The following is a 25,560-nucleotide window of genomic DNA, read 5'->3' on the forward strand; positions in this document are numbered from 1 at the left end:
GCGCCCCTGAGGGAGATCCGCTCGCCCCTAGTTGGTCAGCACCCTTGATCCTCCTACCGGGAGGTCCCACAGGTCCTCCCTCGGCAGCCCAGCCCTTTCCCACGCCGCTCTCACCCGCGTCAGCGGCTCCAGTACCGGCTCCGCTGAGAGTACGAACGTGGCCCAGTGCATGGGGGCCATGCGTCGTGCTCCCAGGTCCTGGGTTGCCCGTACTGCTTCCTCGGGGTCGCAGTGGACGTCGCTGAGCCACCAGCGGGGGTTGTAGGCGCCGATGGGCATGAGGGTGAGGTCGATTCCGGGGTAGCGGTGGCCGATGCGGGTAAACCAGTGGCCGTAGCCGGTGTCGCCGGCGAAGTGGATGCGGTGGCCGTCGGGGGCGGTGAGGACCCAGCCGCCCCACAGGGAGCGGCAGGTGTCGGTGAGGGTGCGCTTGGACCAGTGGTGGGCGGGCACGAAGTCGAAGCGGGTGCCCTGGAGTTCGGCGGCCTCCCACCAGTCGAGCTCGGTGACGCAGGTGAAGCGGCGGCGGTGGAACCAGCGGCCGAGGCCGGCGGGTACGAACACCGGGGTGTCGCGCGGGAGGCGGGTCAGGGTGGGGGCGTCCAGGTGGTCGTAGTGGTTGTGGCTGATGACGACCGCGTCCACCCGGCCCAGCGCGTCCCAGTCGATGCCTACCGGGGTGATGCGGGCGGGGGTGCCGAGGATGCGGCGGGACCAGACCGGGTCGGTGAGGACGGTGAGTCCGCCGATCTGGACGACCCAACTGGCGTGTCCCGCCCAGGAGACGGCGACCGTGCGCGCGTCGGCCCGGGGCAGCGGGGCGGGCTCGAAGGGCAGGCGCGGGATGTCGGCGAGGCCTTCCTTGTCCGGGCGGACGGCGCCCTCCCGGGCGAAGCGGGCGACGGACTTGAGGCCGGGCAGCGGAGCGGTCAGCCGGTCGTGGAACGTCCGCGGCCAGACGCGGCGTTCGCCCAGTGGGCGGGGTTCGGCGAGGGGCGGGAACGGGGGCGCCGGAACGCTTGCATCCCGGGTGGGCGGACTCGTGGTGGTCGACGTGGGTGACTCGGACTGCTGCGTCATCGCGGAGGCTCCCCTCGCTGAGCGTCGTCGCGGAGATCGTCGAAGACCGACTTCAAGTGGATCAACGCACGGTGCACATGTGGCAGTTCCAACGGCGAGGGTGAACTGAGGCATTCCGCGCGCTCGGTGTCCGTTCCGCCGAGCAACGGCCCGGTGGACAGCCGTACGCGCAGCGCCCCCAGTTCGTCGCCGAAGCGGTGGCCGCCGGGTGCGGGCATACCGAGCCGGGCGGCGAGGAAGTCCTCCAGTTCCTGGGCGTCGCCGACTCCGTGTGCGGTGAGCGCGGGGCGCAACGGGCCCAGGTCGACATAGAGATGGCGGCCTGCCTGCGGCGGACGGGCGAGGGTGCCCGCCGCGACGACGGCCGCGTGCGCGGCGGCGGCCACGCGCGCGTGCAGGCGTACGGCGGCGGACAGCCGTAGGGACACCGGCTCGGGTTCCGTCAGCGCGTACGTGGCCGCGGCGGCGACCGGTCCGGCGACGCGGGCGCCGAGGGCGGTGAGTACGTCGAGCACGCGCGCGTGGAGGCCGTCGCCCCTCTCGCCGGCCGGGAAGCGAGCGACGGCCGCGGGCCAGCCGGGCGGCAGCAGCGCGCCGGCCAGATCGGTGACGACGGTGACCCGGTCGGGCAGCATCTCGGCGGGGCTGAGCAGCACGGTGTCGTGCGGGGCGTGCAGGGTGTCGCGCCAAGTCTCGTCGCTGACCAGGTGCAGCCCCTCGCCCTGGGCGGCCTCGACGGTCTCGTGCAGCGCCTCGGGCGGCGCGACGGTGGCGGTGGGGTCGTCGGCGACGGACAGCACGAGCAGCCGCGGGTCGCCGCCCTCGGCACGGACCCGGCGCACGGTCTCCAGGAGGGCGTACGGATCCGGGACACCGCCGGACTCGGCCGGTGTCGCCACATGGAAGACGGGTCTGCCCAACAGCCGTGCGTACGGCGCCCACCAGGCCGCGCACGGCCGCGGCACCAGCACGTCGCCGCCGATGGCGAAGGTCAGCGCGAGCAGCAGCGCGGGGGCGCCCGGCGCGGCGACGGCCCGCTCGGGACCGGCGGCAAGGCCCCGCCGCTCCCAGTAGCCGCACGCGGCGTCCAGCAGCGCGGGGCCGCCGCCGACCGGCTCGCTGACCGCGCGGGTCGCGGCCTCGGCGAGTACGTCGGAGAGCTCGGGCAGCACGGGCAGCCCGTCGTCCGGGATCGGCGGCCCGTAGCGGACGGGGCCGTGACCTTCCGGGTCCGTCCGCGGCATGGTCCCTCCCGTCCGGTTCGATGTCCCTGGTTCGGTTGTCGTCCGTGGGCCGGTGCGGTTGTCGTCCCTGGGCTCTCAGTACCCAGGGTGCCGGTGAGCCATGGGGGATCGCTCGAGTTGTGCCGGTCACAGGGGGGTGGTGAGGCGCGTCAGCCGTCCTCGGCGGGCGCCTTGCGCCACAGCCGGTACACGGCACCGCCGAACGCGCCCACGATCAGCACTCCGCCGGCCACCAGGGCGGGCACCGAGTCGTTGAAGGCGCCGCCGTCACCGGCATGCACGCCGTGCTCGATCACCGCACCGCCGCAGGACGTGTCGTGCGGGTCGGGACAGGGCTTGCTCGTGTGACACGGCTCCGACGGCGAGGGACACGGCTGACCGGTGTGGCAGGCGGTGGGGGTCGGCTCGGGGCAGGGCTTGCTGGTGTGGCAGGACGTGGCGGTCGGCGCCGGGCAGGGCTTGCTCGTGGGGCAGGGGGTCGCGGTCGGCACCGGGCAGGGCTTGCTCGTGGCGCACGACGTGTCCAGCGGATCGACGCAGGGCTTGCTGGTGGCGCACGTCGGGTCGAGCGGGTCGGCGCACGGGCCGTTGCTGCCACCGCGTGCCACCGTGAACGTGGCGCTCCACGGCGCGCCCTCCCCACCGGCAGCGGCCGGGCAGGTGCCGTCGACCGTCCACGCGCTGTCGGTGCCGACACCCTCGTCGTCCTCCAGTTCCTCGGCCGGAGCGATACGGGCGGTGCCGGAGTAGGCGGGCCCGGACACGTCGTCCTCGTTGCCGACGACCCTGCGCAACTGGACGGTGCCCTCTTCGAAGGCCGGCGATACGGCCTCGACGGAGGCGGGTGCGGGACCCTCCAGAGGGTCACAGGAGACCGACACGGTGATGCTGCCCCCCGGGCCCACCTGTCCCGGACTGACCTCAGCGGCCGGATCCGCGAAGACGGCCGCGGCGGCGATGACCGGCAGCATCCCGGCCAGAGCGGCAACGGACAGGGCACGGACGGTGCGGCGCATGGGGTGCACTCCTTCGGCCGACGGCTCCGGGGGCGCGATGATCGTGCCCCCACCGCCATCACAGCCCGCCCACCCACACACCGCGCGCGGCAGGACCCCATTCGCGGGACGAGCTAGCCCGACCGGGTGATGAGAGGTTTGCCGTTGAGCGCCGGGTCAGCGCCCCGAAGGGGCGCGGGGCTGTATCAATTTGCGGCTCCGCCGCGTGGGCGCGACCAGCCACAACGGGCCCGCAGACGACAGACGGCCAATAGCCCCCCCGACCGGAGCACCTAGTTCCGCAGCGCCGCCAGCTCCCCCTCCAACCCCCGGCCCCGCCGCTCCACGACCGCCGACGCGACGTCGACGAGCTTCCGGTTCGTGGCCTGGGAGATACGCCGCAGGATGCCGAACGCGGCGTCCGCGTCGCACCCCAGGACATGCATGATGATCCCGCACGCCTGATCGACGACGGGCCGGGACCGCAGGGCCGTGCCGAGTTGGTCGAGTTCGGTGAGCGCGGCGCTGTAGGACCGGTCGCGCACCAGACACGCCGCGGCGAAGTCACCGAGCGCCCGGGCGGGCCCGTGCGAGGCGTCCTCGAGAGTCCCCGGGCGGAAGCTGTAGAGGCTCAGGGTCACCGTCAGCCCGGCCCGGCGGAAGGGAAGCGTCACACTGGATCGCACCCCCGAGTCCAGCGCCAGGGCCCGGTACTGCGGCCACCGCTCCTCGCGCAGCAGATCCGTCGAGTCGACGGGTGCCCCGCGTTCGACGGCGGCGGGGATGGGCCCCTCCCCGGAGCGCATCTGCACCGCGACGAGCGCGGCCAGGTCGGGATGGGTGACCGCCGCCGGTCGTTCGGGGCTGCCCTCGATGACGGTGCCGCTCGCTCCGCAGCAGTAGGCGGTGCAGCGGGCGGCCTGCTCGACCAGTTCGGACAGCCGTCGGCCGGGTAGCGTGGACTCCGCGCCCCAGCGGCCGGTGTCCTGGGTGTCCGGCATTGTGCAGTCCTCCTCTTCCCCTCGGCTGCCCCGTCGACTTGGCCGGGAAACAGCGGGAGAAAGCCGGAGCGTTGCGCCCGTCGGACTCCGACGGTCCGGTAAGCCGTACCGCGCGCTAGGTTCGTCGCATGACCCAGACGGAGGAGTTCGGTGAAGAACTCGCGGATTTCGTGCGCCGCGTCGCGGAGCTGAAGGCGGCGCGGTCTGCTTCGGGCGGCGACCTGCCCACCGTACTGGATGCGGCGATCTTCGAACTCGACCATGTGGCCGACCAGTTGTGGCCGTGGTACCAGCGGCTGTCCACCGTCGGCGGCTCCCGCCCGGCCGCTGCCGACCGCCAGGAACAGCAGCTGCTGGGGACGGTGTTCCAGCGGCTGCCGCTGCCGGTCGCGCTGGTGGACCGGGAGACCGTGGTGCGCCGGCTGAACTTCGCGGCGACCGCCTTCACCGGCGTCCGCGCCGGCTTTGCGACGGGCCGGCCCCTGACGGGCTTCCTCGTCCACGCCGACCGGGCGGCATTCCGCTCCCAGGCCGCGGCCGTGGCCCGCGGCGAAGGCGACCGCAGCCTCACCGTCCACCTCCAACGCCGCCCGGCCGAGCCGGTACACGCGACCCTGACCGCCGTACGCCCGACGGGCGAGCCACGCCCCACGGTGCTGGTCCTCATGCAGCCCGGCGGACTCGGCGTGCCGGCCTCACCAGAATCGGACACCACCACCACGGGCCAAGTCCCCGACCTCGCCGAGGCCACCCGGCACGCATCCCTGATGGACCTGCTGGACGCCATGACGACGGCCTTGCTCACGTCCCCGCCCGGCAAAGTCCTGCACCAGGCGGGTCAGGTACTGCATGGCCGGTTCGCCGACTGGGTGATAGCCGACGCGGGCTCCGCCCGCCTGTCCCGTACGACGGTGTTCGCCCCATCGGAGAAGGAGGCGGACGCGCTGATGGCATTGGATCCGGCCGATTCTCCCCTGATCGCCGAGGCGGCGCGGGGCGGCGCCCCGGCACTCCAGGTACGCCCCGAGGATCCGGAAGCCCTGGGCCGGGACGCGTCCGGCGCCCCGGTCCTCGTACAGGCGAACGTCACCTCACTGCTGTGCGTGCCCCTGACAGCCGACGGCAAGGTGCACGGCGTCCTCACGCTGCTGCGCTGCGGAGCCCGCCTGGCTTTCTCGATGGCCGAGGCGCAAGCGATGGACATGATGTCCCAGCACATAGCACTCCGGCTCACGAACACCCCCTAGGGGCGCGGGGAACTGCGCGACCAGCCACAGCGGACCCGCAGTGACGAACCGGCCTCCAGCGGAGCGCTACGCGGCGTCCTGTAGCACCTGATCCCGCACCCGCGTGCAACACCGGCTGATCAACCGAGACACATGCATCTGCGAGATCCCGAGCCGCTCAGCGATCCGGCTCTGCGTCATGTCCCCGAAGAACCGCATGTACAGAATGGCCCGCTCCCGCTCCGGCAGCGCCGCCAGCCGATGCCGTACGGCCTCACGGTCCACGACCGTGTCCAGCGCCGGGTCGGACGTGCCGAGGGCGTCGCCCAGGGAGTACCCGTCCTCGCTGCCGGGCAGCTCCGCGTCCAGGGACAGGGCCGTGAAGCTCTCCAGGGCCTCCAGGCCCACCAGCACGTCCTCTTCGCTCATGTTCGCGTGCTCGGCGATCTCGGCCACGGTGGGCCGCTGGCCGGACACGGTCTGCGACAGGTCCTGGCAGGCGAACCGGACCCGGTTGCGCAGATCCTGGACCCGGCGCGGCACATGCAGCGTCCACATGTGGTCGCGGAAGTGCCGCTTGATCTCCCCGGTGATGGTCGGTACGGCATAGCTCTCGAAGGCGTTGCCGCGTGCGGGGTCGTACCGGTCGACGGCCTTGACCAGGCCGAGCGCCGCGACCTGACGTAGATCGTCGAAACTCTCGCCGCGGCTGCGGAAGCGTCCGGCGAGCCGGTCGGCCATGGGCAGCCAGGCCTCGACGGTCTCGTCACGGAGCGTGTCGCGCTGCGGTCCCGGCGGCAGCGTGGCCAGCTTGCGGAAGGCCTCCGCCGTGTCGGGTGCGTCGTCGTGCGGGTGGTGCTTCGCGCTCACTTGAGTGGGCATGATGCGCCACAACTCCCTTGATTGCGCTTTGGCTTGGACGGTCACCGTGGGAGCGCGGCCGCACGTCGGACAGACGCGGCCGTGGCGGCGAGAGCGCCGCTTCCACGGACGTGCCTCCTGTCCGAAGCACTGGTATTTCGCCTGCCCTTCTGCCCCGGCCGCAAACACGGCGCAGGTTTTCCGCTGACCCGGCGGGTGACTCGGGCAGTGCTGCTGCTGTCGATCCCGAGTCCGGGAGGTCCGTATGAGCACCAAGGTCTCCGACCACGTCCTCGCACGCCTGCGCGAATGGGGTGTGGAGCACGTCTTCGGCTATCCCGGCGACGGCATCAACGGGCTGCTCGCCGCCTGGGGCCGCGCAGAGGACCGGCCCCGTTTCATCCAGTCCCGGCACGAGGAGATGTCCGCGTTCCAGGCGGTCGGCTACGCGAAGTTCAGCGGCCGGGTCGGCGTGTGCGCGGCCACCTCGGGCCCCGGCGCGATCCATCTGCTCAACGGCCTGTACGACGCCAAGCTCGACCACGTTCCGGTGCTGGCGATCGTCGGGCAGACGCACCGCACGGCGATGGGCGGCTCCTATCAGCAGGAGGTGGACCTGCACACCCTGTTCAAGGACGTCGCCTCGGACTTCGTGGAGACGGTCACCGTCCCCGAGCAGCTGCCGAACGTACTGGACCGGGCGATCCGCACCGCGTACGCGCGCCGCTCCCCCACGGCGATCATCATCCCCGGCGATGTGCAGGAGCTCGACTACTCGCCGCCCACGCACGAGTTCAAGATGGTGCCCTCCAGCCTGGACCGCAGCTCCTGGACGGCGATCCCCTCCGAGGAGTCCCTCGCGCGGGCGGCCGAGATCCTCAACTCCGGTGACAAGGTGGCGATCCTGGTCGGCCAGGGCGCGTCCGGCGCCCAGCCCGAGGTGGAGCGCATCGCCGAACTGCTCGGTGCCGGTGTGGCCAAGGCGCTGCTCGGCAAGGACGCGCTCAGCGATGAACTCCCGTATGTCACCGGCGCGATCGGGCTGCTGGGCACCCGGCCGTCGTACGAGCTGATGCGGGACTGCGACACCCTGCTGACCATCGGGTCGTCCTTCCCGTACACGCAGTTCCTGCCGGACTTCGGCAAGGCGCGGGGTGTGCAGATCGACATCGATCCGCACATGGTCGGGATGCGCTATCCGTACGAGGTGAATCTCGTCGGCGACGCGAAGGCGACCCTTCAGCAGCTGATCCCGCTGTTGGGGACGGAGCAGCGCGGGCGTGAGTGGTACGACACGGTGTGCGCGAATGTGGCGCGCTGGCGGGACGTGATGGAGCGGCGGGCCGGGCTGTCGGCCGACCCGATCAACCCGGAATACGTGGCGCGGGCGCTGGACCCGCTGCTGCCCGGCAACGCGATCATCAGCTCCGACTCGGGCTCGGCGGCCAACTGGTACGCGCGGCACATCACCATGCGGCCCGGCATGCGCGCCTCGCTGTCCGGCACGCTCGCGACGATGGGCTGCGGGGTGCCGTATGCGATCGGCGCGAAGTTCGCCCACCCGGACCGGCCCGCGATCGCGCTGGTCGGGGACGGGGCGATGCAGATGAACGGGCTGTCGGAGCTGATCACGGCGGCGAAGTACGCCGACCGCTGGGAGGACAAGCGGCTGGTCGTCGGCGTCTGGAACAACCATGACCTCAACCAGGTCACCTGGGAGATGCGGGCCATGGAGGGAGCGCCGTCCTTCCTGCCCTCGCAGGAGATCCCGGACGTGCAGTACGCCGCCTTCGCCCGTTCTCTGGGTCTGACGGGTATCCGGGTGGAGAAGCCGGAGGACGTCGAGGCGGGCTGGCGGGCCGGGCTGGAGGCGGACGGGCCCGCGGTGATCGAGTTCCTGACCGACCCGGCCGTGCCGCCGATCCCCCCGCACGCCACCTGGGACCAGATGGAGGCGACGGCCGCGTCGATCCTGAAGGGCGACGCGGACCGGGGCTCGATGATCAAGCAAGGCTTCAAGGCGAAGGTGCAGGAGTTCCTGCCCGGGCGGGACAAGAAGTAGCCGCGTGTCGCCCGCCGCTCTTCGGGTACGCGGAGCCTCACCCCCGAAGATCTGGAGGGAGTCATGCAGCGAGGCAGTGACCGGCTGAGCGTCCATCGTGACGACGAGATGAAGCATGAACTGCAGGGTCTGCTGAGGTCGGGGCACCCCACGAGGTCGGAGGAGTGGCACGACCCCGAGCCCACGGCCGAGGACGACCCGGAGGTCGCGGGCGGGCCCGTGACGCCGGGGCGCACCCGGGCCTCCCTGGCCGCGGTCCGGCTGGAGCTGGCCAAAGTGCTCGGCCGTGGCGCCTTCCCGGCGGCCCCGCGCGAACTCGCCCGCGAGCTGCGCCGGCGGTACGCGCCGGACACCCTCGCCGAGGCGGTGGAACGGCTGCCGCGTTCGGCGCGCTACGCCAACGTCCAGGAACTCGCCGAGGCCCTGACCCGGAGCTGAGCGGCAGGAGTACGCATAGCCACCCCGGCCCGGGGTACTGCGGACGGCGCCATACGGCCCGGTCGTGGTGCTGCCGTCGGCCGGGGAACGGAGGAAAGGGCCACAGTGATGGCTGAGTTCGTGAGGGACGTCATGACGCCGGGCGTGGTCGCGGTCCGCCCGGACGCCTCGCTCGTCGAAGCGGCGCAGCTGATGCGCGCACAGGACATCGGCGACGTGCTGGTGGCCGACGGTTCACGGGTCGTCGGGATGCTCACCGACCGTGACATCGCGGTGCGCGCCGTCGCGGAGGGCGCCGATCCGCTGACGGTGAGCGCCCAGACCGTGTGCACGCCCGATCCGGTCATGGTCGCGCCCGACGACCCGGTGTCCGACGCGATCACCCTGATGCGCGAGCACGCGGTACGCCGGCTGCCGGTCGTGGAGAGCGGCCTGCCGGTCGGCATCGTCACCCTCGGCGACCTGGCCGAGGCTCAGGACCCCGATTCGGCGCTGGCCGACATCAGCCGGGCCGCCCCTGACCGCGAGGTATCCGGGTGAGCCGGGACCAGGCCGCCGAGATCCGCGCCACCGGCGTCTCCGTGGACGTCGGTGATGTCACCATCCGCTATCTGCTGTACGGACTCCTGCCGGGCTGGTTCGTGCCCGGTCTCGCCGACTGGGTGATGCACCGGCGCACCCGCATCGAGGACACGGCGGGCACCAAGGAGTCACTGATCCACTCCCTGATGATGGCCGAGGTCGGCATCCCCATCGCGCTGACCCTGCGCTACGAGGTCAACCCGCTGCTGCTGACCGTGCAGTCCGCCGGGGCCGCGGTGCACGAGGCGACCGCCCTGTGGGACGTACGCACGGCCGTACGCAGCGACCGCGAGGTCAAGCCGCTGGAGCAGCACATCCACAGCTTCCTGGAGTCGCTGCCGTTCGGTGCGCTGGCGTCGCTGATGTGTCTGCACGCCGACCAGGTGAAGTCACTGCTGCGCGGCGGTCGCGGCCGGCCTGACGCGTGGCGTCTGGTGCGGCGCCGTCGGCCGCTGTCCCGCGCCTATCTCGCGGGGATCGCCGCCGCCATCGGCACCTGTGTGGTGCTGCCGTACGCCGAGGAACTGCTGCGCTGCCGACGCCGCCAAAGGAGCGCGCCGGTGTCGAGAAACCGAGCGCGCGGAGGTCCGAAGGGCTGAGCACGGTCGGTCTCTCGACACCGGCTGGAGCTCTCCGGAGGCGAAGAAGAAAACACAGCCCGACGGAACAAGAAGCGCGTCAGGGGTGACGAGGCCCACTGGCGTGCCGAGGAAGGACGGTGAAGGACGATGCGCATCGCGTTTCTGACGGCGCCCGAGGGCGTGGAGCAGATCGAGCTGGCCGACCCGTGGCGGGCGGCGGTCGAGGCGGGGCACGAGCCGGTGCTGGTGTCGACGAAGCCCGGCCGGGTGCAGGCCTTCGACCACCTCGACAAGGCGGACACCTTCGCCGTGGACGAGGTGGTCGGCGAGGTGCCGGCCGAGTCGTTCGGCGGGCTGGTGCTGCCCGGTGGCGTGGCCAATCCGGACTTCCTGCGGATGGACGAGCGCGCGGTGACGTTCGTCCAGGCGTTCTTCGAGCGGGGCAAGCCGGTCGCCGCGATCTGCCACGCCCCGTGGACGCTGGTCGAGGCGGATGTCGTACGGGGCCGCACGCTCACCTCGTGGCCCAGCCTGCGGACCGACATCCGCAACGCGGGCGGTACCTGGGTCGACGAGCAGGTGCACATCGACGACCAGGGCCCGAACCCGCTGATCACCAGCCGCAAGCCGGACGACCTGAAGGCCTTCGAAGAGGCCTTCCTCGAGGTGTTCGCCCGGCAGACGGTCTGACCTGCTCCAGGTCTGGGAATCGGCAGGTCTACGAATCCGTGCAGCCGCGTTCCCGGGCCCCTTCGCGTGTGCGACCCGCGGCCACCGGACGCCGCGGGTTGCGGCGCAGATACTCGCCCTCCAGCTGCGCCATCCGGTCGTTGTGGGCGCGCAGCGCGTCGTTCGAGCCGTGCAGCAGCGTGTCGTGGCGCGTGCGGTGGATGGTCTCCAGCTCTTTCATGAGCTGCTGATCGTCCAGTCGGTCCGGGTCGACTCCGGTCATGGTGGTGCCCCGCTCGTCGTGGTCGTCCATACGGTTCGAGTACCCGCCGGATCTCGCTTTTCAGCATCTACTGTACGAACAGTCCACGGGTCAGCGCGCCCGTTCCACCCGCCGTTCGTCCCACACCGGCTCCGCCGTCTCACGGACCCGGCCGTCGCTGCCGAAGACCAGGTAGCGGTCGAAGGAGCGGGCGAACCAGCGGTCGTGGGTGACCGCGAGGACCGTGCCGTCGAAGGCTTCCAGACCCTCCTGGAGTGCCTCGGCGGACTCCAGGTCGAGGTTGTCGGTCGGCTCGTCGAGCAGCAGGGCCGTGACACCTTCCAGTTCCAGCACGAGGATCTGGAAGCGGGCCTGCTGGCCGCCGGAGAGCCGGTCGAAGCTCTGCTCGGCCTGGTTCGTCAGCTCGTAGCGGCGCAGCCGGGACATGGCGGCGCCGCGGTCCTGGGAGTGCTCGGTCCACAGGATGTCGAGCAGCTTGCGCCCGGTCAGCTCGGGGTGCGCGTGCGTCTGGGCGAAGTGGCCCGGGACGACCCGCGCACCCAGCTTCCACTCCCCCGTGTGCGCGACGGTGTCCCCGGCCAGCAGCCGCAGGAAGTGCGACTTGCCGGAGCCGTTGGAGCCGAGGACGGCGACCCGTTCGCCGTAGAAGACCTCCAGGTCGAAGGGTTTCATCAGGCCGGACAGCTCAAGTTGCTTGCAGGTGACGGCCCTTACGCCGGTACGGCCGCCCTTCAGCCGCATCTTGATGTCCTGCTCGCGCGGCGGCTCCGGCGGCGGACCGGCCTCCTCGAACTTGCGCAGCCTGGTCTGGGCCGCCTGGTAACGGGAGGCCAGCTCATGGCTGATGGAGGCGGCCTGGCGCAGGTTGAGCACCAGCTTCTTCAGCTGGGCGTGCTTCTCGTCCCAGCGCCTGCGCAACTCCTCGAAGCGGGCGAAGCGTTCGCGCCGCGCCTCGTGGTACGTGGCGAAGCCGCCGCCGTGCACCCAGGCGTCGGCGCCCGTCGGCGAAGGCTCCACCGACACGATCTTCTCGGCGGCGCGCGCGAGGAGTTCGCGGTCGTGGGAGACGAAGAGGACGGTCTTGCGGGTCTCCTTCAGCCGCTCCTCCAGCCAGCGCTTGCCGGGCACGTCGAGGTAGTTGTCCGGCTCGTCGAGCAGCAGCACCTCGTCCGTGCCGCGCAGCAGCGCCTCCAGCACCAGCCGCTTCTGCTCACCGCCGGACAGCGTCCGCACCTCACGGAACTGCGCCTTCTCGTACGGCACCCCCAGCGCGGCCATGGTGCACATGTCCCACAGCGTCTCGGCCTCGTAGCCGTGGGCCTCGGCCCAGTCGGAGAGGGCCTGCGCGTACTGCATCTGCGCGGCCTCGTCGTCGACGGTCATGATCGCGTGCTCGGCCTTGTCGACGGCCTTCGCCGCCTGCTGGATACGGGGCGGCGCGACCGACACCAGCAGATCCCGTACGGTCGTCTCGTCCCGTACGGAGCCCACGAACTGGCGCATCACACCGAGGCCGCCGCTCACGGTGACCGTGCCGCCGTGCGGCTTCAGCTCGCCGGAGATCAGCCGCAGCAGGGTCGTCTTGCCCGCGCCGTTCGGGCCGACCAGGGCCACGACGGCGCCTTCGCCGACCCGGAAGGACACATCGCCGAGCAGCGCCCTCCCGTCGGGGAGGTAGTACTCGAGATGTGCGGCTTCCAGATGTCCCATGAGGACGCATTCTGCGGGCCGCGGAGGAGTCCGGGCAAACGCTTATCGGTCCGTGCCCGGCCGCCTACAGGGGCTGACCGGTCGGGCCGCCCTCCGTGCCGGGTCCGGTGGCCCCCACAACGGCGCCCGCCCATGACAGCGCCTTCCAGCCGTCGGCCGGGGAGCCTTCCAGGACGACCACGCCGGTGTTGTCGAGCGAGTGGGCGGCGGCGAAGGGGATGTCGACGTTGTCCGCGCGGGCCGCGGTCCACATGCGGATCGCCGCGCCGTGGCTGACCATGGCGACGGTCCCGGCCCCGCTGTCCGCGGCCTCGGCGACCACGGCGTCGTACCGGGCCAGCGCCTCGGTGCCGTTCTCGCCGCCCGGCATCCGCAGCTCCACGTCGCCCGCCGCCCAGGCGAACACGGTCTCCATGTAGGTCCGGCCGTGCTCACCGTCGCCGGGCAGCATCTCCAGATCGCCGGCCGTCAGCTCCCGGATGCCGTCGCGGACGATCATGTCGAGGGCGCGGGCGGCGGCGAGCGGGGCGGCGGTGAGCCGGGTGCGGATGAGGGTGGAGATGTACAGGGCCTCGATGTCCTCGTCGGCGAGAGCCTCGGGCAGCAGGGCCGCCTGCCGCTCGCCGAGTGCGGTCAGCCCCGGGCCGGGAACGGCCGTGTCCAGCAGATGGTCCACGTTCGAGGGGGTCTGGCCGTGGCGTATGAGGAGCAGGCGCATGTACGGGGTCCTCCGGGTGTGGTTCGCGTCCCGCCGCACAAGAAACGGGCACTTCAGGGTACCCGTGACGCCATGAGCCCAGACGTCGATCTCACCGTCCCGAAACCCGGCCACCATGTGCTGCGTGACTGGCTGCTCGCGCTGGACAACCGACTGTTCGAGTTCGCGGCCGAGCGCCACTGGCCCGGCGCCGAGCGCGTCCTGCCGAAGCTGAGCCGGAGCGCGAACCACGGTGTGCTGTGGTTCGCCACGGCGGCCGTCATCGCGGCGAGCCGGACGCCCCGGGGCCGCCGTGCCGCGGCCCGCGGCGTCGCCTCCCTCAGCCTGGCCTCGGCCACCATCAACACGCTCGGCAAGCGCAGTGTGCGCCGCCCGCGCCCCGTCCTCGACCCGGTGCCACTGGTGCGACAGCTGAAGCGGCAGCCGATCACCACCTCTTTCCCGTCCGGTCACTCCGCGTCCGCCGCCGCCTTCGCGACCGGCGTCGCCCTGGAGTCGCCCGCCTGGGGCGCGGCGGTGGCACCGGTGGCGTGGTCGGTCGCCCTCTCCCGCGTCTACACCGGCGTCCACTTCCCGAGCGATGTGCTCGCGGGCGCCGCCCTGGGCATGGGTGCCGCGTACGCCGTACAGGGCCTGGTGCCGACCCGCCCCCAGGGCACGCCGGCCCGGCCCCGCGCGGACGTCCCCGCCCTGCCGGACGGCGCGGGCCTGGTCGTCGTGGCCAACACGGCCGCGGGCACCGCCGAGCGCGTGCACGCGCTGGCCCAGGCGCTGCCGCAGGCGGAGATCGTGCAGTGCCAACCGACGGACATCCACGACGAGTTGGTGAAGGCGGCCGCCCGCGCCCGGGTGCTCGGCGTGTGTGGCGGCGACGGCACGGTGAACACCGCCGCCGGCATCGCGATGCGCCACGGCCTGCCGCTGGCGGTGCTGCCCGGCGGCACGCTGAACCACTTCGCCCACGACCTGGGCGTGGAGGACGTCCGCGATCTGAGCCGGGCCGTCCGCGGCGGCGAGGCCGTGCGGGTGGACGTGGGCCGGTTCGTCTGCGGCGAGCGCGACGGCATCTTCCTCAACACCTGCAGCCTGGGCGTCTACCCGGAGCTGGTGCGCGAGCGGGACCGCTGGTCGCACCGGATCGGCGGCTGGCCGGCGGGCGTCCTCGCGGCACTGCGCGTGCTGAACGCCGACCGCCATCCGCTGGAGGCCGAACTCGGCGGCCGGGCACGCCCGTTGTGGCTGCTGTTCGTCGGGAACGGCACCTACCACCGACTGGGCCTGGTGCCGGGCCGGCGTGCGGATCTGGCGGACGGACGGTTCGACGTACGGGTGGTGCACGGCGGCCGCAAACCGGCGTTGCGGCTGCTCGCGGCGGCCTTCGCGGGCCCGCTCACCCGCTCCCCGGCCCACGCGGCGGTCCAGGTCAGCCGGCTGCGGGTGGCCGGCGTCGCGCCGGGGACCCTGCTCGCCCACGACGGTGAAGTCACGGAGGTGGCGGGCGAGGTGACGGTGGAGAAGCTGCCGGAGGCGCTCACTGTGTACCGCCCGCTGAACGGGAAGTTCGTATAGGCAGTCCACGACATTGTTGTCCACATAGTAAAACGCGGGTCTCAACATTCGGCATGCCGACGTACGGTGTCGGCATGCCGAAACCGCAGGGGAAAGCCCGGGAAACCGCCGTCTACACCCACGGCCACCACGAGTCCGTGCTGCGCTCGCACACCTGGCGGACCGCCGCCAACTCCGCCGCCTACCTGCTCGGTTCACTCACACCGCAGATGAAGATCCTGGACATCGGCTGCGGCCCGGGCACCATCACCGCCGACCTGGCGGCGCTGGTCCCCGAGGGGCACGTCACCGGCGTCGACCGGGCGGCAGAGATCCTCATCCAGGCCCGGGACAACGCCGCCGAGCGGGGCCTGATGAACACCGACTTCACGGTGGCCGACGTCCACGCCCTCGACTTCCCGGACGGCGCGTTCTGCGTGGTCCACGCCCACCAGGTGCTCCAGCACGTCGGCGATCCGGTGCGGGCGCTGCGCGAGATGGCCCGGGTGACGAAGCCGGGCGGGTTCATCGCGGTCCGCGACGCGGACTACGCGGCGATGACCTGGTACCCCGCGTCATCGGGCCTGGACGACTGGCTGGACCTGTACCGGCGGGTGGCCCGCGCCAACGGCGGCGAGCCGGACGCGGGACGCCGGCTGAAGTCCTGGGCGCTGGCGGCGGGTCTCACCGACATCACCGCCACCTCCAGCACCTGGACCTTCTCGACGCCGGACGAGCGGGCCTGGTGGAGCGGCCTGTGGGCGGACCGCACCGTGGCGTCGGCGTACGCCGAGCGCGCCACGGCCGGCGGTCACGCGAACCCCGAGCGGCTACAAGCGGTGGCGGACGCCTGGCGGGACTGGGGGACGCGGGAGGACGGCTGGTTCAGCGTGCTGCACGGGGAGATCCTCTGCCGGAAGAAAGCCTGAGCAGGAAAGCCTGAAATCCGGATTCCTGGAAACCCGGTCGACAGGAGGTCGAATTATGGTTCCCATTCTGCTGGTACTACTTCTGGCGCTGGTTCTTTTCGGCGCCGGATTCGCCGTAAAGCTGCTGTGGTGGATCGCGCTGGCGGTGCTGGTGCTGTGGCTGCTGGGATTCTTCATGCGAGGCACCACGGCAGCCGGGGGCAGGGGCCGCTGGTACAGGTGGTGAATCTGCTCCCCCGGTCAATCCCTGGGGAGCAGCGGTCCGAGCGGCCCGAGGTCCAGATTGAGGTCCTCGGGCCGCAGTCCGTAGCGGTCACGGAGTTCGGTCATCCGGTCGTCGAGCAGCATCAGCGTGAGCCCGATCCGCTCCTCCTGCTCCTCGGTCAGATCGCCCTCGTCGAAGCGGCGCAGCGCCTGTCGCTCCATGAGCTGGCGCAGCAGCTCCACGACGGTCAGGACGAGCTTGACGAGGTCGCGTTCGACGGTGTCGGGCTCCAGGTCAAGCCGGTTGCGCGGGGTCATGTCAGCTCCTGAAAGTCCTGAAAGGGCGAGGGAACCTGTGCGTTCACGGAGCTGATCAGCGCGTTCAGGTCGATGCGGACGAGGTCGACGTCCGCGATGCGCAGGGTGATGTCGCCCGTGATGACGACGCCGCCGGCCAGCAGCCGGTCGAGCAGGTCCACGAGGGCGACCTCACGGCGTTCGATGACGGTCACGAGCCCTCCTCCCCGACGAAGGAATAGGCCGCCCAGGGCCCGGTGAGTTCGACGCGAATTCCCGCTTCCTCGCCCTTTGTGTCCTCGTCCTTCGTGCTGTCCACGATTTCGACGAAGCCTTCGGAATGCGCACGCGGCACGAGATAGGCGGCGTTGAGCACATTCCGCCCGGAGGCGCCGGAAAGGGAGCTGTTCTGCGGGGCGTGCAGCCGGGAATCCTCGGCGCGGGCGGAAAGCGTCGCGTGCAGTCTGCTTGCGAACCTCTCCGCCTGCTGCCACCTGTCCTCGTGCGCACGGACCCGTGAACGCCGTTGCCGCAGATAGTCCCGGCCCGACGCGGCCGTCCCCGTCCCGGCGGGCGGGCCGGTCTCCGCGGGCTCCCCGTCGACGTACACCTTCACGCCCCATTCCACCCGCCCCTCCAGCCGGTCCAGGGTGCGGCGGAACTCGTCCTCGCGTGCCTCCATCATGATCCGTACGCCGCTGTCGTCCCGGAAGACGGTGGCGAGCCGGAGCGGCAGCGGCGTGGTGACCGCGGTGAGCGCGTCGATCACGCTCTGGTGGGCGCGGGCGGTCTCGGTGAGCCAGTCCAGGTCCTCCAGATGGGCGCGGAGCGGTTCTTCGGCGAAGTCGCGCTCCGGCACCGTGCTGAGGACGGCGACCAGGCCGTGGTGCGTCAGCTGTTTCGGCGGCTCGCCCGCGACGCCCTTGAGCTGGGACTGGAGCGCGGACCGGAAGGGACGGCACACGGCGTAGACGTAACGCAGGCCGGTCATGGGATCTCCTCCTGCCCTCGGCCGGGCTCCAGAACGGCCAGCCGCTCCCGCAGCTCGGCGTTCTCACGGGCGAGCTCGTCGCGCCGGGCACGTGAGGACAGCGACGGGTCGTCCTCCCACCAGTCGATACCCATCTCCCGTGCCTTGTCGACGGAAGCGACGATCAGCCGCAGTTTGACGGTGAGCAGCTCGATGTCGAGCAGGTTGATCCGGATGTCGCCGGCGATCACGACACCCTTGTCGAGCACGCGCTCCAGGATGTCGGCGAGGTTGGCGCTGCCGTTCGAGCCATAGGGCTCGGGAACCCGGCTGGGCGTCGTCATCGGCGGCTCCCGCCGTCGGCGTACTCGTACTCGTCGGCCTCTTCCTCGCCGGCCTCTTCGTACTCGTCCTCGTACGCCTCCGTCTCGTCGTTCTCCTCCGTCTCGTTCTCCTCCGCCAGCGCGTCCTCGTGGCTGCGGACGACCTCGCCGTCGCGGATCTCGCCGCGCCAGCCCTCCTCGGTCTCTCCCTTGAGGGTGATGTAGCGGACGTAGTTCTTGAGGTCGAGGCGGGCCCGGCGGCCCTGGGCACGCCAGATGTTGCCGGTCTTCTCGAACAGGCCCTTGGGGTAGTACTCGATCACCAGCAGGACCCGGGTGAGGGTGTCTGCGAGAGGGTGGAAGGAGACGACGCCCTTCGTCGTGCCCTTCGCGCCCTCCGACGTCCACGCGATGCGGTCGTCGGGGATCTGCTCGGTCGTGTGGGCCTTCCAACTGCGGTTGGACCAGAAGACCTCGAGCTGCCAGTCGGAGTGGGTGTCGCCGGCTCGGCTCGCGTTCTTCACGCCTTTGGCGAAGGTGCTGAACTCCTGGTAGCGGGTCCACTGGTCGTAGGCGGTGCGCAACGGTACGCCGACGTCGACGTACTCGATGATGACGGTGGGCTTCTTGCCCGCGCCGCCCTTGCGCTTGCCCTTGCCGCCGCCGAGGTTCTTCAGGGCGCCGACGACGCTGTCCTTCGCCCGGGAGGCGCCGAGTTCCAGGGCGCTGCGCAGCGGCCCCTTGCCCTCGGCGAGCTTGCGGCCGCCGTCCAGGGCGAGCTTGGCGAAGCCGGGGCTGCGGCCCTCGGCGATGTCGTTCAGCTTGAGGGTGGTCTCGCCGAGCTTGCGGCCGAGGCCGACCAGCAGGCGCTGGGCCTGGGCGGCGAGGTACTCCTGCAGTTCGGCCTTGAGCCGGTCGGCGGCTTCGCTGTGGGCGAGGTCGCCGAGCGGGCTCGGGGTCGCTCCGCGCGTGGCGGAGCGGGCGGAGCCGAGGGTCTCGGTCATCACTCACCGCCCCCCTTCGGCAGCCGGGACCGGGCACCGCGGGCGGCGCTCCTGGCTCCGGTGGTGCTCTTCCGCGCGGCGCCCGCGGTCTTCTTCGCTGCCGCCTTCTTCGCCGTCGTCTTCTTGGCCGGCGCGGTCTTCGTGGTGGCCTTCTTCCGGGCCGCCGGCTTCTTCGCGGGCGGCTTCTCGGCCGCCTTCTTGGCGGACTTCCTGGCCGGAGCCTTCCTCGCCGCTTCGCTCTGCCGCGGCTCCGGCTCTTCTTCGTCGTACTCCTCGGCATCCTCTACGTCGTCGAACTCCTCGTAGCCCTCCGCCTCTTCGGCCTCATCGGGCCCACTGCGCTCCTCGTCCTCCCCCTTCCTCCCGAAGCCGAGGTCGGGTGCTTCAGGAACCACCCCCGCGAGCTGGTCACGGACCTGTTCGGTACGTCCGTGCAGCCGGTCCGCGATGGCGTCGAGCCGTCGCTCGACCATGGCGCCCGATGCCGCCTTGCCGACGCCTCGCAGGTCCTCGCGAAGCTGGTCCCCGATCTCCTTGAACTGCGGGTTGTCCGCCAGTTGCCGGGTCACCAGGTCCGCGAGCGCCCGCGGGCCGAGTTGCATCCGCTTGCCGGCCACCAACGTGCCGACGGCGAACGCCAGTTTCATCTTCTTGGTACGTCCGAGGACGTATCCGGCCCCTATCGCGAGGCCCAGTCCCACTCGGTTCATCGTGCCGTCCCGTTGCCCGTGCCCGCGCTGCCGCGCAGGCCGATCTCCAGCCGGTCGAGGAGCTCGTCCTCCCGGCGGTCGAACTCCTCCTCGTCGATCTCGCCTGCCTCCAACTGGTCTTCGAGTCGGGCGAGTTCGGCCCGGACGGCGGCCGGGTCGTAGTAGATCCGCTCCGCCTCGCTCAGTACCTGTCTCATGACCCACGCGCTGCCGCGCACCGGGGCGAACGGCAGCAGCAGGATCTCTCCGATCAGTCCCACGGCTCACTCCTCGGCGGCGTCGGCGCCGAGGACGCTGCCCGCCGGCTGGGCCGGCCCGGGCTCGACGAAGCTGTACGGCGGCAGCGGGCCGTTGAGACGGAGTTCGAGGTGGGGGAAGGCCTTGCGGGTCTCCTCCACGGCGGCCATGAACGTCTCGGCCGTCTCCCGCTCCACCAGGAACGACAGATTGGCCAGCCAGCCGGTGGACTCGGGGCCCACGCTCACGGCTGCCGCGGCCGGTTCCAGGGCGGCGCGCACCTCGGTCGCGTCCTCGGCCTCGCGGGCCTTGACCGCGGCGACCACCGACTCGCCGAGCCGCAGCCGCTGTTCGTAACTGCCGCCGCCCGCCTGCCGGTTGGCCTCGGTCATGGCGCGGATCTCCGGGTTCTCGGAGAGCAGCCGGTGCAGGACGGCCTCCTCGTCGTGCACCGCCTTGACGTTGTACTCGACCTTGCCGTCCAGCGCCCGCAGCCGCTCCTTGTAGTGGTCGGCGCGCTCGGCGAGCACGCCGGTGACGGTGTCGTCGTCGGGGGCGACGCTGCCGAACCGCATGGGCAGCACACACCCGGCGGCGCCGGCCTCGGCGAGCACGGCCTGATGCGCCAGCAGGTCACGGCGCTTGGGGCGCAACCCCTCGGGCGCGTCGCTGACGAGGGCCGCGAGGTCCCCCGCGGTCAGGACACGGACGGGGCGCGGCGGGTCGCCGACGCCGGACAGCTTCTTGGGCAGCGACGGATGGGAGGCGGCAGCGATGCCGTACACGTACGTGCTCACTCCTGTTCCTCCTTCCGGCGTGCGGCGGTCGACTTGCGGGCGCGCGGCCTGGGCTCTGCCTCTCCTTCCTCGCGTTCCTGCCGTGCCGACTTGAAGGCGTCGGAGACGGTTTCGGCGGCGCCGGACAGCGCCCCCTTGGACTTGCCGCGCGCGCCGGACTCGGTGATCTGGCCGACGACGTCGGGCAGGCCTGGGCTCTTGCGCGGCCCGGCCTCCAGGTCGAGCCGGTTGCACGCCTCGGCGAAGCGCAGATAGGTGTCGACGCTGGCGACGACGACGCGGACGTCGATCTTCAGGATCTCGATGCCGACGAGGGAGACCCGTACGAACGCGTCGATGACGAGCCCCCTGTCGAGGACGAGTTCCAGGACGTCGTAGAGGCCGCTGGTGCCGCCTCCGCCGCCGGCTTGCTGTGCCGGGACAACGGTCATGCCGACCGTTCCTCCTTGTCTGGGGATGTGGTGGGCGGGCGGCCTAGCGGCCGCCGGGCCTGTGTGCGTCGGACCGCCCGCGTTCATAACGGCGAACGCGCCGGTAGCCGGTGAGCTGTCCGTGCGGGTCGAGATCGACCTGGTAGCTCGCGAGCAGGCTCATCGTGTCGGGGACGCGGGCCAGTTCCAGGACCTCGATCTCCAACGTCCAGCCGTCCTCGGTCTGTTCGAAGGACGACACCGTCTCCGCGGTCATGCCGGTGAGTTCGGCGAGCTGGGTGCGTGCCTGGCGCAGCACTTCCATCGGGGTCGGCCGGTCGTCCGCCCCGCCCTGTCGTCTGGATGGTTTGGGTTCGTTCTGTGAATTAGTCATGGGCGCCTCGCACGGCGAGTGGCCCGAGACGCGTTCGCCAAACCCACGGCGTCGCCGATTTCAGTCCCGCAGTGCGTCGAGCCTGCGCCGGGCCGGTCCCAGGGCGCGGCCCTTCTTCATCGCTCCGCTCCAGGGGTCGGTGCGGGCCTGCTCGACGGCGTCGGCGATGGTCCAGTGCCGGGCGTCGATGTCCGGGTCGTCCAGCTGGGTCCAGGTGAGGGGCGTGGCGACGGGGGCGCCGGGCTTGGCGCGGACCGTGTAGGGCGCGGCGGCGGTCTGGGCGTAGGCGTTGCGCTGAACGTCCAGGTACAGCCGGTCTCCGCGGTCCTTCTTGCGGGCGGCGGTGGTGAGCCGGTCGGGGTGGGCGCCGGCGAGGGTGTCGGCGACGTCGCGTGCGAACTCCCGTACCTCGTCGAAGTCGTGCTGTCCGTTCAGCGGCACGATCACATGGAGTCCGCGGGAGCCGGTGGTCATCAGGGCCGAGGGGAGCTTCAGTTCGTCGAGCAGGCCGCCGAGCAGCCGGGCTGCCTCCCGCACGGTCTCGAAGTCGTCCTCGGCCGGATCGAGGTCGAAGACCATCCGGTCGGGCCGGTCGAGGCTGTCGGTGCGCGAGAGCCAGCGGTGCAGGGTGAGGCAGGCCTGGTCGGCGAGGTACAGCAGGGTCGCGGTGTCGTCGCAGACGGTGTGGCAGACGGTGCCGCCTTCCTTGGGCACCTCGACCCGGGTGATCCACTCCGGGTAGTGGTCCGGGGTGTTCTTCTGCATGAACTGTGGACCGTCGAGCCCGTCCGGCTGCCGCTGGAGCATCAGCGGGCGCCCGCGCAGATGGGGCAGCATGAACGGGGCGACGGCCCGGTAGTAGTCGACAAGATCGCCCTTGGTGTACTCCTTCGGGGCCCCGCCGCCGGGGAAGAGCACCTTGCCGGGGCGGTGCACCTCGACCGTACGGCGGCCCGCGCGCACCGTCCGTACGTCATCGCCGCTCATCGCACGATCGCCTCCTCCACCAGCAGCCGCCCCGCCGCCGCGATCGACTCGGCGTCGATGCCCGCGGCGTGCAGCTGCTCCTCCGGAGACGCGGAGCCCGGCATCGACCGCACGGCGAGCCGCACCAGCCGCGGCACGGGCCGGCCGTCGAGGAACGCGGCGAGGACGGCGTCGCCGATGCCGCCCTCCTCGTGGTGGTCCTCCACGGTGAGCAGACAGCCGGTGTCCTCGGCCGCCTTGCGCAGGGTGGGCAGGTCGGCGGGCTTGACCGAGTAGAGGTCGATGACCCGTACGGCGATGCCCTCGCCCTTCAGCGCGTCGGCGGCGGCCAGCGCCTCGTGCACGGTGACGCCGGCCGCGACGAGCGTCATCCGGTCCTGGTCCGAGGAGCGCAGCACCTTGCTGCCGCCGACGGAGAACTCCTCGTCGGGGCCGTAGATCACCGGGCTCTTGCCGCGTGAAGTGCGCAGATAGCGGATGCCGTCGCAGCCCGCCATGGCGGCGACGAGGTGGGCCGCCTGGTTGGCGTCGCACGGGTACAGCACGGTCGAGTCGTGCACCGCCCGCATCATCGCCAGGTCCTCCAGGCCCATCTGCGAGGGCCCGTCCTGCCCGATCGCGACACCGGCGTGCGAGCCGACGAGGTTGATGCCGGCACCGCTGACGGAGGCCATGCGGACGAAGTCGTAGGCGCGGGTGAGGAACGCGGCGAACGTGGACGCGTACGGCACCCAGCCGCGCGCCGCGAACCCGACCGCGTTGGCGACCATCTGCTGTTCGGCGATGTAGCACTCGAAGAACCGGTCGGGGTGTTCCTTGGCGAAGAACTCGGCCCGCGTGGAGTCGCTGACCTCGCCGTCGAGGGCGACGACGTCCTCGCGCGCGGTGCCGAGCGCGGTGAGCGCCTGACCGTAGGCGTCCCGGGTCGCGACCTCATCGCCCTTGTCCCACCGCGGCAGTTCGAGCTGCCCGGTGCCCACCGAGTGCAGCATCCGGGCGGCGGGCGGCTCCTGGACGTGGACGCGCAGGTCGCGTCGTCCGCCGAGTTCGGCGATGGCCTCGTCGGCCTCCGGCAGCGGCTTGCCGTGCAGTCCCTCGCGGTCCTGGACGGCCTCCACGCCCTTGCCCTTGAGCGTGCGGGCGAGGATCACGGTCGGCTGGCCGGCGGTCGACAGTGCCTCGCCGTAGGCGCGGTCGATCGCGTCGACGTCGTGTCCGTCGATCTCCACGGTGTGCCAGCCGAAGGCCTGGAAGCGGCGGGCGTAGGCGTCGAGGTCGTGGCCGTGCCGGGTCGGCCCGCGCTGGCCCAGCCGGTTGACGTCGACGATCGCGGTGAGGTTGTCCAGATGCTCGTACGCCGCCTGTTCGGCGGACTCCCACACGGACCCCTCGGCCAGCTCGCTGTCGCCGCACAGCACCCACACCCGGTATCCGGTGCGGTCCAGCCGCTTGCCGGCCAGCGCGATGCCGGCGCCGACGGGCAGTCCCTGACCGAGCGAGCCGGTGGCCGTCTCGACCCACGGCAGCCGCCGGGGCGTCGGGTGTCCTTCGAGCCGGCTGCCCAGCTTGCGGAAGGTGAGCAGCGCGTCGTCGTCGAGGGCGCCGGCCGCCTTGTACATGGCGTACAGCAGGGGCGAGGCGTGTCCCTTGGAGAGCACGAAGCGATCGGCGGCGGGGTGGGCGGGGCGGTCGAAGTCGTAGCGGAAGTGGTGGGCGAGCAGGACCGCCATCAGGTCCGCGGCGGACATCGAGGACGTGGGGTGCCCGGAGCCCGCGGCGGCAGCGGCGCGGACGCTGTCCACGCGCAGCTGCTGGGCGAGTTCCTGGAGTTCACCGGTGTTCATGAGGCTCCTTCCGCGGGGTCGTCGGAACGCTTGACGGGGCCGGGTGGTTCGGGGTGCTCGGAGCTGTGCGGTGCCTCGAGGGCCTCCGTCGCCGTCCCGGGCTTCTCCGGCGTCTGCGGCTTCTCCCGCTGCTCTGCCCCGCCCGGCACCCGCGCCAGTTCCGGTGAGGCCGTGTCCAGGGGCACCGACCAGGACCGTACGAGCCCCAACTGGACGGCCTGGCGCGGCAGTACGGCGTCGAGCAGCCAGTCGGCGGCCACCCGGACGCGGTTGCCGGGCATCGCCGCGAGGTGGTAGCCGCGGGTGACCGCCCCGGCGAGCGGGCCGGCCAGCGGCACGCCGAGGGGGTTGGCGGCGGCCTGCGCGCCGCCCAGGTCCACGACGAACCCCAGGTCACGGTGGCGGTAGACGCGCCGCTCGCCGATGCCGAGGGAGGCCGCGACGTTGTGGCCGACGGCCTTGCCGTGCCGCCAGGCGTGCTGCGCGGTCATCGGCGTGAAGGAGCCGGGCTTGTTCAGGTCGGGCACGGCGGCCGCGTCACCGCAGGCGAACACCTCGGGCCGACCCGGCACTTGGAGGTAGGGGTCGACGATCAGCCGCCCGCGCTCCAGGGGCTGCCCGATGCCCTCGACGAGCGGATCGGGACGCACGCCCACGCACCACACCAGCGTCCGCGTTTCCACGAACTCCCCGTCGGTCAGCAGGACTCCGTCGTGCGTGGCCTCCTTCACCGAGGTCCCCATGCGGACGTCGACGCCCCGCCGCCGCAGCACACGGTCGGCGGTGCGTGAGAGATGCTCGTCCAGCTCGGGCAGGACGCGCGGCGCGATGTCGAGCAGCAGCCAGCGCGGGCGCATTCCGCCCCGCAGCGGATGCCCGCGCACCTGGGCGTCCGTGTACCGCTGCCCCTGCGCGGCGACCTCGGTGCCGGTGTATCCGGCGCCCACCACGACGAAGGTGCACCGGGCGGCGCAGCTCTTGGGGTCGTCCGCGCCGGCCGCGAGCTCCACCTGCCGGGTCACGTGGTCACGCAGATACAGCGCCTCGGGCAGCCCGCGGAAGCCGTGCGCGTGCTCGGCGACACCGGGGATCGGCAGCAGCTTGTTGACGCTGCCGACGGCCAGCACCAGCCGGTCGTACGACAGCGTGCCGGCGCCGCCCTCGGGGTCGGAGTAGTGCACGGTGCGCGCGTCCAGGTCGACGCCGTCCGCCTCGCCGAGCACCAGCCGCACCCGGGGCAGGGTGCCCGAGAGGGAGACGGTGACCCGGCGCGGCTCCAGGATGCCGGCGGCGACCTGGGGCAGCAGGGGCAGATACAGGAAGTAGTCGGTCGGGTTCAGCAGGGTGATCTCGGCGCGGTGCCGGGTCAGCCGGGACAGCGTGCGGGCCGCCTGATACCCGGCGAAACCGGCACCGACGATCACGATGCGGGGTCGACTCACGGTTCGCCTCCGGC

Annotated in this window: 30 protein-coding genes; 9 read left to right on the forward strand and 21 right to left on the reverse strand. The window is 71.8% G+C overall.

Going from position 1 to position 25,560, the window contains the following annotated elements:
- Positions 1–27: 27 nt before the first annotated feature.
- From AB0I98_RS00185 to AB0I98_RS00200, 4 genes are all read right to left on the reverse strand, one after another.
- Positions 28–1,080 carry an MBL fold metallo-hydrolase gene (locus tag AB0I98_RS00185; RefSeq protein WP_362932864.1) on the reverse strand — a complete coding sequence of 351 codons (1,053 nt, stop codon included), beginning with the start codon at positions 1,078–1,080 and terminating at the stop codon, positions 28–30.
- Complete coding sequence (locus tag AB0I98_RS00190; RefSeq protein ID WP_362932867.1) at positions 1,077–2,324, reverse strand: aminotransferase class I/II-fold pyridoxal phosphate-dependent enzyme; 1,248 nt, start codon at positions 2,322–2,324, stop codon at positions 1,077–1,079. Before AB0I98_RS00190 ends, AB0I98_RS00185 begins: the two co-directional genes overlap by 4 nt.
- A gap of 149 nt (positions 2,325–2,473) precedes the next feature.
- Entirely contained in the window at positions 2,474–3,340 is an 867-nt protein-coding gene (locus AB0I98_RS00195) for a hypothetical protein (protein ID WP_362932870.1), read from the reverse strand.
- 272 nt (positions 3,341–3,612) lie between these two features.
- Positions 3,613–4,320 (reverse strand): ANTAR domain-containing protein, encoded by a 708-nt coding sequence (locus AB0I98_RS00200; RefSeq protein WP_362932873.1) that lies wholly within the window; start codon positions 4,318–4,320, stop codon positions 3,613–3,615.
- Between the two features lie 128 nt (positions 4,321–4,448).
- Here AB0I98_RS00200 and AB0I98_RS00205 point away from each other — a divergent pair, with 128 nt between their 5' ends.
- Positions 4,449–5,567, forward strand: a complete 1,119-nt coding sequence (locus AB0I98_RS00205; protein WP_362932876.1) for a GAF domain-containing protein — start codon at positions 4,449–4,451, stop codon at positions 5,565–5,567.
- A gap of 66 nt (positions 5,568–5,633) precedes the next feature.
- Here the strand turns inward: AB0I98_RS00205 and AB0I98_RS00210 are convergent, their stop codons facing one another.
- Positions 5,634–6,428, reverse strand: a complete 795-nt coding sequence (locus AB0I98_RS00210) for an RNA polymerase sigma factor SigF (RefSeq protein ID WP_362932879.1) — start codon at positions 6,426–6,428, stop codon at positions 5,634–5,636.
- Positions 6,429–6,672: 244 nt separating this feature from the next.
- Here AB0I98_RS00210 and AB0I98_RS00215 point away from each other — a divergent pair, with 244 nt between their 5' ends.
- The 5 genes from AB0I98_RS00215 (at position 6,673) to AB0I98_RS00235 (ending at position 10,760) form a co-directional block, all read left to right on the forward strand.
- Complete coding sequence (locus AB0I98_RS00215; protein WP_362932882.1) at positions 6,673–8,469, forward strand: thiamine pyrophosphate-requiring protein; 1,797 nt, start codon at positions 6,673–6,675, stop codon at positions 8,467–8,469.
- A gap of 63 nt (positions 8,470–8,532) precedes the next feature.
- Positions 8,533–8,907, forward strand: coding sequence for a DUF2795 domain-containing protein (locus tag AB0I98_RS00220; RefSeq protein WP_362932885.1), 375 nt, complete (start codon positions 8,533–8,535; stop codon positions 8,905–8,907).
- A gap of 108 nt (positions 8,908–9,015) precedes the next feature.
- Positions 9,016–9,447 carry a CBS domain-containing protein gene (locus tag AB0I98_RS00225; protein WP_362932888.1) on the forward strand — a complete coding sequence of 144 codons (432 nt, stop codon included), beginning with the start codon at positions 9,016–9,018 and terminating at the stop codon, positions 9,445–9,447.
- Positions 9,444–10,088 carry a diguanylate cyclase gene (locus AB0I98_RS00230; RefSeq protein ID WP_362932891.1) on the forward strand — a complete coding sequence of 215 codons (645 nt, stop codon included), beginning with the start codon at positions 9,444–9,446 and terminating at the stop codon, positions 10,086–10,088. The genes AB0I98_RS00225 and AB0I98_RS00230 overlap by 4 nt, the downstream gene beginning before the upstream one ends.
- 129 nt (positions 10,089–10,217) lie before the next feature.
- Positions 10,218–10,760 (forward strand): type 1 glutamine amidotransferase domain-containing protein, encoded by a 543-nt coding sequence (locus AB0I98_RS00235; RefSeq protein ID WP_362932894.1) that lies wholly within the window; start codon positions 10,218–10,220, stop codon positions 10,758–10,760.
- Positions 10,761–10,788: 28 nt separating this feature from the next.
- Here the strand turns inward: AB0I98_RS00235 and AB0I98_RS00240 are convergent, their stop codons facing one another.
- The 3 genes from AB0I98_RS00240 to AB0I98_RS00250 all read right to left on the reverse strand — a co-directional run bounded on the left by AB0I98_RS00240 (position 10,789) and on the right by AB0I98_RS00250 (position 13,450).
- Positions 10,789–11,052 carry a DUF6158 family protein gene (locus AB0I98_RS00240; RefSeq protein WP_362932897.1) on the reverse strand — a complete coding sequence of 88 codons (264 nt, stop codon included), beginning with the start codon at positions 11,050–11,052 and terminating at the stop codon, positions 10,789–10,791.
- A 60-nt stretch (positions 11,053–11,112) separates the two neighbouring features.
- Positions 11,113–12,732: an ATP-binding cassette domain-containing protein gene (locus tag AB0I98_RS00245; protein ID WP_362932900.1), complete on the reverse strand. Its 1,620-nt coding sequence runs from the start codon at positions 12,730–12,732 to the stop codon at positions 11,113–11,115.
- A 64-nt stretch (positions 12,733–12,796) separates the two neighbouring features.
- Complete coding sequence (locus AB0I98_RS00250) at positions 12,797–13,450, reverse strand: histidine phosphatase family protein (RefSeq protein ID WP_362932903.1); 654 nt, start codon at positions 13,448–13,450, stop codon at positions 12,797–12,799.
- Between the two features lie 72 nt (positions 13,451–13,522).
- On the opposite strand from AB0I98_RS00250, the gene AB0I98_RS00255 reads away from it, so the two are divergent.
- From AB0I98_RS00255 to AB0I98_RS00265, 3 genes are all read left to right on the forward strand, one after another.
- Positions 13,523–15,019 (forward strand): phosphatase PAP2 family protein, encoded by a 1,497-nt coding sequence (locus AB0I98_RS00255; protein ID WP_362932906.1) that lies wholly within the window; start codon positions 13,523–13,525, stop codon positions 15,017–15,019.
- A gap of 74 nt (positions 15,020–15,093) precedes the next feature.
- Positions 15,094–15,927: a methyltransferase domain-containing protein gene (locus tag AB0I98_RS00260; protein ID WP_362932909.1), complete on the forward strand. Its 834-nt coding sequence runs from the start codon at positions 15,094–15,096 to the stop codon at positions 15,925–15,927.
- A gap of 55 nt (positions 15,928–15,982) precedes the next feature.
- Positions 15,983–16,153 (forward strand): hydrophobic protein, encoded by a 171-nt coding sequence (locus AB0I98_RS00265; RefSeq protein WP_328352944.1) that lies wholly within the window; start codon positions 15,983–15,985, stop codon positions 16,151–16,153.
- A 14-nt stretch (positions 16,154–16,167) separates the two neighbouring features.
- Here AB0I98_RS00265 and AB0I98_RS00270 read toward each other — a convergent pair whose 3' ends face one another.
- The 13 genes from AB0I98_RS00270 to AB0I98_RS00330 are packed head-to-tail and all read right to left on the reverse strand — an operon-like array spanning position 16,168 to position 25,546.
- A complete protein-coding gene (locus tag AB0I98_RS00270) occupies positions 16,168–16,449 on the reverse strand; it encodes a gas vesicle protein K (protein WP_362932912.1) in 282 nt (93 codons plus the stop codon).
- On the reverse strand, positions 16,446–16,643 hold the full coding sequence (locus AB0I98_RS00275; protein ID WP_362932915.1) for a gas vesicle protein: 198 nt from the start codon (positions 16,641–16,643) through the stop codon (positions 16,446–16,448). The genes AB0I98_RS00270 and AB0I98_RS00275 overlap by 4 nt, the downstream gene beginning before the upstream one ends.
- A complete protein-coding gene (locus tag AB0I98_RS00280) occupies positions 16,640–17,419 on the reverse strand; it encodes a GvpL/GvpF family gas vesicle protein (protein WP_362932918.1) in 780 nt (259 codons plus the stop codon). The genes AB0I98_RS00275 and AB0I98_RS00280 overlap by 4 nt, the downstream gene beginning before the upstream one ends.
- Positions 17,416–17,742, reverse strand: a complete 327-nt coding sequence (locus AB0I98_RS00285; protein WP_362932921.1) for a gas vesicle protein — start codon at positions 17,740–17,742, stop codon at positions 17,416–17,418. Before AB0I98_RS00285 ends, AB0I98_RS00280 begins: the two co-directional genes overlap by 4 nt.
- A complete protein-coding gene (locus AB0I98_RS00290; RefSeq protein WP_362932924.1) occupies positions 17,739–18,725 on the reverse strand; it encodes an SRPBCC family protein in 987 nt (328 codons plus the stop codon). The genes AB0I98_RS00285 and AB0I98_RS00290 overlap by 4 nt, the downstream gene beginning before the upstream one ends.
- Complete coding sequence (locus AB0I98_RS00295) at positions 18,725–19,435, reverse strand: DNA primase (protein ID WP_362932927.1); 711 nt, start codon at positions 19,433–19,435, stop codon at positions 18,725–18,727. The genes AB0I98_RS00290 and AB0I98_RS00295 overlap by 1 nt, the downstream gene beginning before the upstream one ends.
- The gene (locus AB0I98_RS00300) at positions 19,432–19,695 is read right to left on the reverse strand and encodes a gas vesicle protein GvpG (protein WP_362932930.1); all 264 of its coding nucleotides are present in this window, start codon (positions 19,693–19,695) and stop codon (positions 19,432–19,434) included. The genes AB0I98_RS00295 and AB0I98_RS00300 overlap by 4 nt, the downstream gene beginning before the upstream one ends.
- A 3-nt stretch (positions 19,696–19,698) precedes the next feature.
- On the reverse strand, positions 19,699–20,469 hold the full coding sequence (locus AB0I98_RS00305) for a GvpL/GvpF family gas vesicle protein (RefSeq protein WP_362932933.1): 771 nt from the start codon (positions 20,467–20,469) through the stop codon (positions 19,699–19,701).
- A complete protein-coding gene (locus tag AB0I98_RS00310; protein WP_362932936.1) occupies positions 20,466–20,900 on the reverse strand; it encodes a gas vesicle structural protein GvpA in 435 nt (144 codons plus the stop codon). The genes AB0I98_RS00305 and AB0I98_RS00310 overlap by 4 nt, the downstream gene beginning before the upstream one ends.
- A gap of 43 nt (positions 20,901–20,943) precedes the next feature.
- Complete coding sequence (locus AB0I98_RS00315) at positions 20,944–21,273, reverse strand: gas vesicle protein (protein ID WP_362932939.1); 330 nt, start codon at positions 21,271–21,273, stop codon at positions 20,944–20,946.
- Positions 21,274–21,333: 60 nt separating this feature from the next.
- Positions 21,334–22,260, reverse strand: coding sequence for a non-homologous end-joining DNA ligase (gene ligD, locus AB0I98_RS00320; RefSeq protein ID WP_362932942.1), 927 nt, complete (start codon positions 22,258–22,260; stop codon positions 21,334–21,336).
- The gene (locus AB0I98_RS00325; protein ID WP_362932945.1) at positions 22,257–24,104 is read right to left on the reverse strand and encodes a transketolase; all 1,848 of its coding nucleotides are present in this window, start codon (positions 24,102–24,104) and stop codon (positions 22,257–22,259) included. Before AB0I98_RS00325 ends, ligD begins: the two co-directional genes overlap by 4 nt.
- Positions 24,101–25,546, reverse strand: coding sequence for an NAD(P)/FAD-dependent oxidoreductase (locus tag AB0I98_RS00330; RefSeq protein ID WP_362932948.1), 1,446 nt, complete (start codon positions 25,544–25,546; stop codon positions 24,101–24,103). The genes AB0I98_RS00325 and AB0I98_RS00330 overlap by 4 nt, the downstream gene beginning before the upstream one ends.
- Between the last annotated feature and the right edge of the window lie 14 nt (positions 25,547–25,560).

The sequence above is a fragment of the Streptomyces sp. NPDC050211 genome (genome assembly GCF_040656035.1).
GTDB lineage: Bacteria > Actinomycetota > Actinomycetes > Streptomycetales > Streptomycetaceae > Streptomyces.

Excerpts from the sequence above, each read along its gene's own strand:
- AB0I98_RS00185 (WP_362932864.1), bottom strand. The coding sequence starts at position 1,080 with ATGACGCAGCAGTCCGAGTCACCCACGTCGACCACCACGAGTCCGCCC.
- AB0I98_RS00190 (WP_362932867.1), bottom strand. The coding sequence starts at position 2,324 with ATGCCGCGGACGGACCCGGAAGGTCACGGCCCCGTCCGCTACGGGCCG.
- AB0I98_RS00195 (WP_362932870.1), bottom strand. The coding sequence starts at position 3,340 with ATGCGCCGCACCGTCCGTGCCCTGTCCGTTGCCGCTCTGGCCGGGATG.
- AB0I98_RS00200 (WP_362932873.1), bottom strand. The coding sequence starts at position 4,320 with ATGCCGGACACCCAGGACACCGGCCGCTGGGGCGCGGAGTCCACGCTA.
- AB0I98_RS00205 (WP_362932876.1), top strand. The coding sequence starts at position 4,449 with ATGACCCAGACGGAGGAGTTCGGTGAAGAACTCGCGGATTTCGTGCGC.
- AB0I98_RS00210 (WP_362932879.1), bottom strand. The coding sequence starts at position 6,428 with ATGCCCACTCAAGTGAGCGCGAAGCACCACCCGCACGACGACGCACCC.
- AB0I98_RS00215 (WP_362932882.1), top strand. The coding sequence starts at position 6,673 with ATGAGCACCAAGGTCTCCGACCACGTCCTCGCACGCCTGCGCGAATGG.
- AB0I98_RS00220 (WP_362932885.1), top strand. The coding sequence starts at position 8,533 with ATGCAGCGAGGCAGTGACCGGCTGAGCGTCCATCGTGACGACGAGATG.
- AB0I98_RS00225 (WP_362932888.1), top strand. The coding sequence starts at position 9,016 with ATGGCTGAGTTCGTGAGGGACGTCATGACGCCGGGCGTGGTCGCGGTC.
- AB0I98_RS00235 (WP_362932894.1), top strand. The coding sequence starts at position 10,218 with ATGCGCATCGCGTTTCTGACGGCGCCCGAGGGCGTGGAGCAGATCGAG.
- AB0I98_RS00240 (WP_362932897.1), bottom strand. The coding sequence starts at position 11,052 with ATGGACGACCACGACGAGCGGGGCACCACCATGACCGGAGTCGACCCG.
- AB0I98_RS00245 (WP_362932900.1), bottom strand. The coding sequence starts at position 12,732 with ATGGGACATCTGGAAGCCGCACATCTCGAGTACTACCTCCCCGACGGG.
- AB0I98_RS00250 (WP_362932903.1), bottom strand. The coding sequence starts at position 13,450 with ATGCGCCTGCTCCTCATACGCCACGGCCAGACCCCCTCGAACGTGGAC.
- AB0I98_RS00255 (WP_362932906.1), top strand. The coding sequence starts at position 13,523 with ATGAGCCCAGACGTCGATCTCACCGTCCCGAAACCCGGCCACCATGTG.
- AB0I98_RS00260 (WP_362932909.1), top strand. The coding sequence starts at position 15,094 with ATGCCGAAACCGCAGGGGAAAGCCCGGGAAACCGCCGTCTACACCCAC.
- AB0I98_RS00265 (WP_328352944.1), top strand. The coding sequence starts at position 15,983 with ATGGTTCCCATTCTGCTGGTACTACTTCTGGCGCTGGTTCTTTTCGGC.
- AB0I98_RS00270 (WP_362932912.1), bottom strand. The coding sequence starts at position 16,449 with ATGACCCCGCGCAACCGGCTTGACCTGGAGCCCGACACCGTCGAACGC.
- AB0I98_RS00280 (WP_362932918.1), bottom strand. The coding sequence starts at position 17,419 with ATGACCGGCCTGCGTTACGTCTACGCCGTGTGCCGTCCCTTCCGGTCC.
- AB0I98_RS00285 (WP_362932921.1), bottom strand. The coding sequence starts at position 17,742 with ATGACGACGCCCAGCCGGGTTCCCGAGCCCTATGGCTCGAACGGCAGC.
- AB0I98_RS00290 (WP_362932924.1), bottom strand. The coding sequence starts at position 18,725 with ATGACCGAGACCCTCGGCTCCGCCCGCTCCGCCACGCGCGGAGCGACC.
- AB0I98_RS00295 (WP_362932927.1), bottom strand. The coding sequence starts at position 19,435 with ATGAACCGAGTGGGACTGGGCCTCGCGATAGGGGCCGGATACGTCCTC.
- AB0I98_RS00310 (WP_362932936.1), bottom strand. The coding sequence starts at position 20,900 with ATGACCGTTGTCCCGGCACAGCAAGCCGGCGGCGGAGGCGGCACCAGC.
- AB0I98_RS00315 (WP_362932939.1), bottom strand. The coding sequence starts at position 21,273 with ATGACTAATTCACAGAACGAACCCAAACCATCCAGACGACAGGGCGGG.
- ligD (WP_362932942.1), bottom strand. The coding sequence starts at position 22,260 with ATGAGCGGCGATGACGTACGGACGGTGCGCGCGGGCCGCCGTACGGTC.
- AB0I98_RS00325 (WP_362932945.1), bottom strand. The coding sequence starts at position 24,104 with ATGAACACCGGTGAACTCCAGGAACTCGCCCAGCAGCTGCGCGTGGAC.